Source organism: Nocardioides sp. PD653-B2 (assembly GCF_002117935.1).
Classification (GTDB): domain Bacteria; phylum Actinomycetota; class Actinomycetes; order Propionibacteriales; family Nocardioidaceae; genus Nocardioides.
Map to the genome: position 1 here is coordinate 43,514 of NZ_BDJE01000045.1, position 9,254 is coordinate 52,767.

The window sequence follows — 9,254 nt, forward strand, 5'->3', positions numbered from 1 at the left end:
GGTAGATGCCGAGACGGGGCTCACATACTCTCGGTCTCATGAGCGCCCAGAACCCCACCCCCGCTGGCGATCCGGCGGTCGTCGGACCGGCTGACCCCGAGCACGACCCGACGGCGTCGTACGCCCTCGAGCCCGACTACGCCGCGGCGCTGACCCGCCGGCTGGTCGCGACCTCGGGCACGACCGCGGAGGTGCGCTCGCCCCTGAACAACGCGCCGCTCGCGCACATCCCGCAGTCGACGGTGGCCGACGTCGCGGAGGCGTTCTCGCGGGCCCGCAAGGCCCAGCTCGCCTGGTCGCAGACCCGGCTCGACGACCGCGCCGCGATGCTGCTGCGCTTCCACGACCTCGTGCTCGACCGGCAGGAGGAGATCACCGACCTGGTGGTGTGGGAGAACGGCAAGGCCCGCAAGCACGCCTTCGACGAGCCGCTGCACGTCGCGCTGACCGCGCGCTACTACGGACGTACGGCGCGCCGCCACCTCGAGACCCGGCGCAGCCCGGGTGTCTTCCCCGTCCTGACCCGGGCCGAGGTCAACCGCGTGCCCAAGGGCGTGGTCGGGATCATCTCGCCCTGGAACTACCCCTTCAACCTCGCGCTCATCGACGGGCTCGCCGCGATCGCGGCCGGCAACGCCGTCGTCGCCAAGCCCGACGCCCAGACGATGCTGTCCGCGCTGCTCGGTGCGGAGCTCCTCGAGCAGGCCGGCTTCCCCCGGGACATCTGGCAGGTCGTCGCCGGCCCCGGCCCGGAGATCGGCGGGGCGATCATCGAGCGCGCCGACTACGTCTGCTTCACCGGCTCCACCGCCACCGGTCGGGTCGTCGCGAAGGCGTGCGCCGACCGGCTGATCGGCTCCTCGCTCGAGCTCGGCGGCAAGAACCCGCTGCTCGTGCTGCGCGACGCCGACCTGGAGAAGGCGGCCGAGGGCGCCGTCCGCGCGTCGTTCTCCAGCTCCGGCCAGCTGTGCGTCTCGATCGAGCGGATGTTCGTGGCCGACCAGGTCTACGACCGGTTCGTAGAGCGCTTCGTGGCCCGCACCCAGGCGCTGACCCTGGGCGCGACCCTCGACTGGGGCAACGACATGGGCACGCTCACCTCGCAGGCCCAGCTCGACACGGTCGTCGCCCACGTCGACGACGCGGTCGCCAAGGGCGCGCGCGTGCTGACCGGTGGCAACCACCGACCGGACCTCGGGCCCTACTTCTTCGAGCCGACGATCCTCGAGGGCGTCACGCCCGACATGACGTGCTTCGGCAAGGAGACCTTCGGTCCCGTCGTGGCGCTCTACCGCTTCCACGACGAGGCCGACGCCGTCTCGCGCGCCAACGAGGGCAACTACGGGCTCAACGCCTCGATCTACAGCCAGGACGGCTCGCGTGCCAGGCGCCTCGCCCGCCAGATCAAGTGCGGGACCGTGAACGTCAACGAGGCGTTCGCGGCCACCTTCGGCAGCCTCGACACGCCGATGGGCGGCATGCGCGAGTCGGGCACCGGCCGCCGCCAGGGCGCGGAGGGCATCCTCCGGTTCACCGAGACCCAGTCGGTCGCGACCCAGCGGCTGGTGCGGATCGCGCCGCAGCTCGGCATGTCCGACGAGCTGTACGCCAAGGTGATGACCGCCAACCTCCGCCTGCTCAAGAAGGTCGGGCGGGCATGACGGCCCCCGGAGACGGGGCCGGTCTCGACTACGACGTCCTGGTCATCGGCTCGGGCTTCGGCGGCTCCGTCACCGCGCTGCGGCTGACCGAGAAGGGCTATCGGGTGGGCGTGGTCGAGGCCGGCGCCCGGTTCGAGGACGCCGACCTCCCGGAGACGTCGTTCGAGACCGGCAAGTACCTCTTCCGTCCCGAGGTCGGGATGTACGGCATCCAGCGCATCGATGCGCTCAAGGACTGCCTGATCGTCTCCGGCGCCGGAGTCGGCGGTGGCTCGCTGGTCTACGCCAACACCCTCTACGAGCCGCTGCCCGCGTTCTACGAGGACCCGCAGTGGAGCCACATCACCGACTGGCAGTCCGAGCTCGCGCCGTTCTACGACCAGGCCAAGCGGATGCTCGGTGTCGTCGAGAACCCGCTCCGCACGCCCTCCGACGAGGTGATGGAGAAGGTCGCGACCGAGATGGGCGTGGCCGACACCTTCCACCCGACCCCGGTCGGCGTGTTCTTCGGGGCTCCGGGCACCGGCATGGGCCAGGCCGTCGACGACCCGTTCTTCGGGGGCGCCGGGCCCGAGCGCCGCACGTGCATCGGCTGCGGGTCCTGCATGACCGGCTGCCGCCACAACGCGAAGAACACCCTGGTCAAGAACTACCTCTACCTCGCCGAGCAGAACGGCGCGAAGGTCCTCCCGCTCACCACGGTGACCCGGGTCGCCGAGCGCGCCGGTGGCGGGTACGACGTGCACGTCCGGTTCACGAAGGCCAAGGTCAACCGGGCGTCCGTACGGCGGGTGCTCACCGCCGAGCAGGTCGTCTTCTCGGCGTCCGCCCTCGGCACCCAGCGGCTGCTGCACAAGATGCGCGACGAGGGCCACCTGCCGCGCCTCTCGCAGCGGCTCGGCTACCTGTCGCGGACCAACTCCGAGTCGATCGGGGGCGTGATCGCCCCGGACAACTCGGTGGACTACAGCCAGGGCATCGCGATCACGTCGAGCTTCCACCCCGACCCCGACACGCACATCGAGCCGGTCCGCTACGGTCCGGGCAGCAACCTGATGTCGCTGCTCCAGTCGGTGCTCACCGACGGCGACGGCGACGAGCCGCGCTGGCGCACCTGGGCGCGGGAGATGTGGCGGCAGCGCCGCGAGGTCAAGAACCTCTACGACATGAAGCACTGGTCGGAGCGCACGGTGATCGCCCTGGTGATGCAGAGCCTCGACAACTCGATCACGACGTACACGAAGCGGATCCCGGGCACCAAGAAGCGCTACCTCACCTCCAAGCAGGGCCACGGCGTCCCCAACCCGACCTGGATCCCGGCCGGGAACGAGGCGATCCGGACGATGGCGCGGATCATGAACGGCTTCGCGGGCAGCGCGGTCGGCGACGCCTTCAACAAGCCCCTGACGGCACACTTCCTCGGCGGCTGCGCGATCGGTGACTCGATCGAGACCGGTGTGGTCGACCCCTACCAGCGGCTCTACGGGTACGACGGCCTGCACGTCGTCGACGGCTCGGCGGTGACCGCGAACCTCGGGGTCAACCCGTCGCTGACGATCACCGCGCAGGCGGAGCGGGCGATGGCATTCTGGCCCAACAAGGGTGAGCCCGACCCCCGGCCGGCGCTGGGGGCCGGCTACCGGCGGATCGACCCGGTGCGACCGGCCGCGCCGGTCGTCCCGGACGACGCCCCGGGGGCGCTGCGGCTGCCGATCGTGGGGGTCAGCTGAGCCGGTGAAGAAATCTGCGAAATACCTGTGACGCGGCCGTGACCCGCTTCTGGACGGGTCGTTGAGCCAGCGGACCCGGTAAAACGCTCCCTCCCACCGCCGGGTCCCATGTCCAGGCTCTGTCCAGCAGATGCATGGACGATCAGGACCCGGCCATCCCTCCCTCCCCGGCCGGGTCCTGATGCGTTTCGTGGCCAGGCGCGAGCGAAGCTCGCGCCTGGCGTCACGAAACCCGTCTGACGATGGAAGGCACGGTTTCGGCGGCAGGGTTCGCGCTCGCTAGGCTTCCCTCATGACGCAGCCTGGGGAGCACGATCTCGTTCTGGTGGTCGACTTCGGGGCGCAGTACGCGCAGCTGATCGCCCGCCGCGTGCGCGAGGCGCGCGTCTACTCCGAGATCGTCCCGCACACGATGCCGGTCTCCGAGATGCTGGCCCGCGGCCCGAAGGCGATCGTCCTGTCCGGCGGCCCCTCGTCGGTGTACGCCGAGGGTGCGCCGTCCGTCGACCCGGACATCTTCGCGACCGGCACCCCGGTCTTCGGCATGTGCTACGGCTTCCAGCTGATGGCCCAGGCGCTCGGCGGCGAGGTCGCCCACACCGGGGCCCGCGAGTACGGGCGTACGGCGGTCTCGGTCGGCGCCCCGGGCACCCTGCTCGCCGACATCCCCGGCCAGCACACGGTCTGGATGTCGCACGGCGACTCCGTGACCGCGGCGCCCGAGGGCTTCGACGTGCTCGCCTCGACGGCGACCACCCCGGTGGCGGCGTTCGAGAACGTCGACCGCGGTCTGGCCGGCGTGCAGTGGCACCCCGAGGTGCTGCACACCGAGCACGGCCAGCAGGTGCTCGAGCACTTCCTGCTCCAGATCGCCGGCTGCCGGCCGACCTGGACCATGGTCAACATCGTCGAGGAGCAGATCGAGTCGATCCGCGCCCAGATCGGTGACCGCGGCCAGGCGATCTGCGGCCTCTCCGGTGGCGTCGACTCCGCGGTCGCTGCGGCCATCGTGCAGCGCGCGATCGGCGACCGGCTGACCTGTGTGTACGTCGACCACGGGCTGATGCGCAAGGGCGAGACCGAGCAGGTCGAGCGCGACTTCGTAGCCGCGACCGGAGTCGACCTCAAGGTCGTCGACGCCGAGAAGCAGTTCCTCGACGCCCTCGAGGGCATCTCCGACCCGGAGGAGAAGCGCAAGACCATCGGGCGCGAGTTCATCCGGGTCTTCGAGGCCGCCGAGGTCGAGGTACTTGGCGCCGCGGCGGCCGAGGGCGACAAGGTCGCCTTCCTCGTGCAGGGCACGCTCTACCCCGACGTGGTCGAGTCGGGCGGGGGAGCGGGCACCTCCAACATCAAGTCCCACCACAACGTCGGCGGGCTGCCCGACGACCTCGAGTTCGAGCTGGTCGAGCCGCTGCGCACGCTCTTCAAGGACGAGGTGCGTCTGGTCGGCGAGCAGCTCGGCCTGCCGGCCGAGATCGTCTGGCGCCAGCCGTTCCCCGGTCCGGGTCTCGGCATCCGGATCATCGGCGAGGTCACCCGCGAGCGGCTCGACATCCTGCGCGAGGCCGACGCCATCGCCCGCGAGGAGCTCACCCGGGCCGGCCTCGACCGCGACATCTGGCAGATGCCGGTCGTGCTGCTGGCCGACGTCCGCTCGGTCGGTGTCCAGGGCGACGGACGCACCTACGGACACCCGATCGTCATCCGACCGGTCACCTCCGAGGACGCGATGACCGCCGACTGGGCGCGGCTGCCGTACGACGTCCTCGAGCGGATCTCGACCCGGATCACCAACGAGGTCCGCGAGGTCAACCGGGTCGCCGTCGACATCACGTCGAAGCCGCCCGGCACCATCGAGTGGGAGTGATCCACCCGAACGAGGCGTGACGGCGGGCTACGGTGACGCCCATGCGTCTCTTCTCGAGCCGGTCCCAGCGGCTGCCCCTGCTGCTCGCGGCCGCCGTCCTGGTCCTGGTACCCGCGGTCGCCGGAGCGGCGACCGTCAACGGCACCCAGGGCTCGGACACCCTCCACGGCACCAAGAAGGCCGACAAGCTCAACGGCCTGGCCGGCAACGACAGGCTCAGCGGACTCGGCGGCAACGACACCCTCAACGGCGGTGACGGCAACGACACCGGCAACGGCGGTGCGGGCAGCGACGACGTCATCCTGGGCGAGGGCGACGACCAGGGGTTCGGCGGGGGCGGCAACGACCACGTGGTCCTCGGACCGGGTGCCGACTCCGGTGACGGCGGCGACGGCGACGACGTCATGAGCGGTTCCACCGGGGTCGACGACCTCCTCGGAGGCGCCGGCAACGACGAGATCAACGCCGGCCCGGCCAGCGACACGGTCGACGGTGGCGACGGCCGGGACGAGATCTTCGGCCTCGACGGTGACGACGTCCTCCGCGGGGGACCGGGCGACGAGCAGGGCCCGCCCCAGGCGAACGAGGCGCTCGACCGCGACGCCCTGATCCAGGGCGGCCCGGGCAACGACAGCATCTTCGGCGACGACGGTGACGACTCCCTCGCCGGTGGGCCGGGCGACGACACCATCCACGGCGGCAACGGAGCCGACCACCCGTCCGGCGGCCCGGGCGACGACGCGGTCTACGGCGACGACGGCAGCGACGAGGTCGACGGCGGCGACGGTGCGGACCTGCTCGACGCGGGTCCGGGCGACGACTCCTGCCCCGGGTTCGGGCCCGACTACCAGTCCGACGGCACCTGCGACCTCGGGGTCACCGGCGACAACGGCAAGGACACGATCTACCCGGGTGACGGCGTCGACGTCGTGTTCGGGGAGCAGGACTACGACCACATCATCGTCACGGACGACGGGGCGTACGACCGGATCTTCTGCAGTGACTCGAAGTCCGAGCCGAGCCTGCCCGACCACGCCGGCCTCGTCACCTTCGTCGGCCAGGCCAAGGACCCGCTCGACGACCTGCGCCGCTGCGACGAGGAGCTCGTCGACACCTGGCCGAAGGCGGTCCGGGCCGGCGTGCTCCGCCTGTTCGTGTCGGTGATGTGGGCCGCCCCGAGCGCCCCCGTCGGGGAGTGACCTGGATCACGCTCCCTGTCTTCGCGGGAGCGAGACAGGGGTCACAGAAGCCCGATAAAGTTCGGGACGAACCGCCGGGGACCCGAGACCCCGGCGGTTCTTCCATTCTCCGGGTCCGAGCGTGCGGGATGCGTGGATCGGGTACCACCCCTCCATGTCGACCACCACTCGCAGGATGCAGGCCACGCCGCAACAGGTCTGGGACGTGCTGGCCGACGGCTGGCTCTACCCGCTCTGGGTGGTCGGTGCCTCGCGGATGCGCGAGGTCGACGACCACTGGCCGACGGTCGGCTCCCGGCTGCACCACTCGGTCGGCACCTGGCCGATGCTCATCGACGACACCACCGAGGTGGTCGAGGTGGTCCCGGGGTCGCTGCTGGTGCTCGAGGCTCGCGCCTGGCCGACCGGCAAGGCTCGTGTCACGCTCCGGCTCGAGGCGGTCGGTGCCGAGACCGACGTGACGATCGAGGAGGACGCGACCGGCGGTCCCGCGGTGCTCATGCCCAAGATCGCGCGTGACCCGATGATCGGCTGGCGCAACGTCGAGGCGATCCGCCGGCTGGCGTACGTCGTGGAGCGTCGTCGCGCCTCCTGATCAGCCGTTGAGGGGGACCAGGACGTCCTTCGCGAAGCGCTCCATGCCGTCGACCTTCTGGTCCACGCTCGCCTCCAGGCCGTGGTAGTAGGCCCACGGCATCGTCCAGCAGTCGGTGACCCCTCCGGCCTCGGCCCGCTCGAAGTGCTCGGGCAGGAACGCGTCGGCGAGCGCGGTGATCACCGAGAAGTCCCCTTCGGCGCCGATCGCGCGCCGGGCGTCGGCGAGCTTGCCGGCCAGGGAGATCGCCTGGTCCGTCGAGTAGAGGTCACCGACCCAGCCGTCGTGCCGGGCGGCCCGGCGGAAGGCGACGTCCGACAGGCCGCCGACGATGATCGGGATCCGCTCGGTGGGGGTGGGCTCCATGACCATCCGGGGCGCGGCGTAGAACTCGCCCTCGAACTCGGTCCAGCCCGGCTTCCACAGCTCGGTCATCAGTGCGAGCGCCTCGTCGGTGCGCCTGCCCCGCGTGGAGAAGTCCTGCTCGAGCAGCGCGAACTCCTCGCGGCACCAGCCGATCCCGACACCCAGCGCGACCCGGTTGCCGGAGAGGACCGCCGCCGTCCCGACGCTCTTGGCGACCTGGAACGGGTTGCGGATCGACGGGACGTAGACCGAGGTGAAGAACCTCAGCCGCGTGGTGACGGCCGCGAGCGAGCCGATCAGCACCCACGGGTCCGGCCACTCGGCGGAGAAGTCCCAGCGCCGACTGCCGTCGTCCGTGTAGGGGTACGGCGTCGCCAGCTCCTCCAGGTCGACGACGTGGTCCGGCACCGCCAGGGAGTGGTAGCCGAGCTCGTCGGCAGCCCGGGCGAGCACCGGCAGGTGGTCGACCGGCTGGAAAGCCGTACTGATCGAGAAGCGCACCCGGTCAGACTAGAACGTGTTCTCGTTCCTGTCTCGGGCACCGGCGCCGGCGAGCCCGCAGGCGATCGCCGGGCCGATGCCCTGGCGTGCCGGGCCCTACTTGGTGAAGAGGCTGACCCCACCCGGGCCGACGAGCAGGCCGACGACGATGAGGACGACGCCCCACAGGATCTGTCCCTTGAACAACTGGAAAATGCCGCCGACCACGAGGATCACGGCGAGGATCCACAGAATAAAAGCCATCGGTGAGTACTCCCTCCCTGCGCGCGGAACCTCCGCGCCGTCGGGGTTAGTACCCCGCCTGGGACGGGTTCACTCCTCGCGGAAGTCCTCGACGATGTGCATCGCGGCCTCCTCGGCCGACGCGGCCGCGCCGTCGATGCCGACGTCGTCGCCCACCAGGTCCTTCTCCTCGTCCTCGCCGCCACCCTGGTCGGGGTCCACGAGACGGCCGGCGCGGACGTCTCCGACCTCACCGTCGTCGAGGTCGTCGTCGCTGGTCTCGGCGTACGGGTCCGCGTCGGGCTCCTCCTGGCCGAGGCGCTGGTCGATCGTCTCGCGGTGCTCCTCCTCCCAGGGCGTGTTGCCGTAGCCCTGACCGGCGGAGTAGTGCTCGGGCGGCGAGTAGCCGCGGTCGAGCTCGTCCACGACATCGCCGTCGCCGAGGTCGTCGATGTTCCCTGGCTGGTCCTCGTCGTCGACGCTGTAGCCGCCGTAGATCTCCTGGTCGCCGTCGTTCTCGCTCATGGCCGTGTCCCTTCGCCGTAGGTCGTGGTGCGTTCGCGGACGGGTCGGCCGATGCCGGCGCCGATCTCGACGAGCTCTGCGACGGTCTTCGCGGAGCCGTGCTCGGAGCCGGCCATCCGGGAGATCGTCTCCTCCATCAGGGTGCCGCCGACGTCGTTGGCGCCCGCCTGGAGCATGGCGCGGGTGCCGTCGATGCCGAGCTTGACCCAGGAGGTCTGGATGTTGGGGATCCGTCCGTGCAGGAGGATCCGGGCCATCGCGTGGACGGCGAGGTTGTCGCGCAGGGTGGGGCCGGGGCGGGCCACGCCGGCCAGGTAGATCGGGGAGGAGGTGTGCACGAAGGGCAGCGGCACGAACTCGGTGAAGCCGCCGGTCTCTGCCTGGATGCGGGTCAGGACGCGCAGGTGGTTGACCCAGTGCCGCGGGTTGTCGACGTGGCCGTACATCATCGTCGAGGTGGTCGGGATGCCGACCTGGTGGGCGGTGGTGACGACCTCGATCCAGGTGCGGGTCGGGAGCTTGCCCTTGGTGAGGACCCAGCGGACCTCGTCGTCGAGGATCTCAGCGGCGGTGCCGGGCAGCGAC

General features: G+C 70.9%; 8 protein-coding genes and 1 pseudogene. 5 read left to right on the top strand and 4 right to left on the bottom strand.

What is annotated here, in order from left to right; genetic code table 11:
* Nucleotides 1-38 precede the first annotated feature (38 nt).
* The 5 genes from PD653B2_RS19090 to PD653B2_RS19110 all read left to right on the top strand — a co-directional run bounded on the left by PD653B2_RS19090 (nt 39) and on the right by PD653B2_RS19110 (nt 7,055).
* Nucleotides 39-1,661 (top strand): succinic semialdehyde dehydrogenase, encoded by a 1,623-nt coding sequence (locus PD653B2_RS19090; protein WP_085873997.1) that lies wholly within the window; start codon nt 39-41, stop codon nt 1,659-1,661.
* Nucleotides 1,658-3,391: a GMC oxidoreductase gene (locus PD653B2_RS19095; RefSeq protein WP_085873998.1), complete on the top strand. Its 1,734-nt coding sequence runs from the start codon at nt 1,658-1,660 to the stop codon at nt 3,389-3,391. Before PD653B2_RS19090 ends, PD653B2_RS19095 begins: the two co-directional genes overlap by 4 nt.
* Before the next feature lie 292 nt (nt 3,392-3,683).
* Nucleotides 3,684-5,261: a glutamine-hydrolyzing GMP synthase gene (guaA, locus tag PD653B2_RS19100; protein WP_085873999.1), complete on the top strand. Its 1,578-nt coding sequence runs from the start codon at nt 3,684-3,686 to the stop codon at nt 5,259-5,261.
* A gap of 41 nt (nt 5,262-5,302) precedes the next feature.
* Nucleotides 5,303-6,460 (top strand): calcium-binding protein, encoded by a 1,158-nt coding sequence (locus tag PD653B2_RS19105; protein WP_085874000.1) that lies wholly within the window; start codon nt 5,303-5,305, stop codon nt 6,458-6,460.
* 154 nt (nt 6,461-6,614) lie between these two features.
* Nucleotides 6,615-7,055, top strand: a complete 441-nt coding sequence (locus tag PD653B2_RS19110; protein WP_085874001.1) for an SRPBCC family protein — start codon at nt 6,615-6,617, stop codon at nt 7,053-7,055.
* On the opposite strand, the gene PD653B2_RS19115 is transcribed toward PD653B2_RS19110, so the two are convergent.
* From PD653B2_RS19115 to fbiC, 4 genes and pseudogenes are all read right to left on the bottom strand, one after another.
* On the bottom strand, nt 7,056-7,922 hold the full coding sequence (locus tag PD653B2_RS19115) for a TIGR03619 family F420-dependent LLM class oxidoreductase (RefSeq protein ID WP_085874003.1): 867 nt from the start codon (nt 7,920-7,922) through the stop codon (nt 7,056-7,058).
* A 96-nt stretch (nt 7,923-8,018) separates the two neighbouring features.
* Nucleotides 8,019-8,165: a GPGG-motif small membrane protein gene (locus PD653B2_RS25155; protein WP_165763545.1), complete on the bottom strand. Its 147-nt coding sequence runs from the start codon at nt 8,163-8,165 to the stop codon at nt 8,019-8,021.
* Nucleotides 8,166-8,234: 69 nt separating this feature from the next.
* On the bottom strand, nt 8,235-8,669 hold the full coding sequence (locus PD653B2_RS19120) for a DUF5709 domain-containing protein (RefSeq protein ID WP_085874004.1): 435 nt from the start codon (nt 8,667-8,669) through the stop codon (nt 8,235-8,237).
* Nucleotides 8,666-9,254: pseudogene (gene fbiC, locus PD653B2_RS19125) on the bottom strand (7,8-didemethyl-8-hydroxy-5-deazariboflavin synthase); the annotation flags it as partial. The gene PD653B2_RS19120 and the pseudogene fbiC, both read right to left, overlap by 4 nt.